Raw genomic sequence first — 348 nt, 5'->3', positions numbered from 1 at the left:
GCATGCGGCCAACCGCGAAAGACACCGAATCCGTTGATATTCCACCCATGAGCACCCGCCGGACAACAGACGCGTCCGCAACGGGCTTGCCCTGCAAACCACCCAACCCGCACTATGACAGGCCAGGAAAGGTTCGAGGAAGCTCCTTAGAAAGGAGGTGATCCAGCCGCACCTTCCGGTACGGCTACCTTGTTACGACTTAGTCCCAATCGCCGGTCCCACCTTCGACGGCTCCCTCCCACAAGGGGTTAGGCCACCGGCTTCGGGTGTTACCAACTTTCGTGACTTGACGGGCGGTGTGTACAAGGCCCGGGAACGTATTCACCGCAGCGTTGCTGATCTGCGATT

General features: G+C 59.5%; 1 rRNA gene. It reads right to left on the bottom strand.

What is annotated here, in order from left to right:
- Nucleotides 1–150: 150 nt before the first annotated feature.
- Nucleotides 151–348 (bottom strand): 16S ribosomal RNA (locus AC5RVV_RS18275); the annotation flags it as partial.

The sequence above is a fragment of the Arthrobacter sp. MDT2-34-1 genome (assembly GCF_059091365.1).
This window is presented reverse-complemented; position numbering and strand designations above follow the sequence as displayed.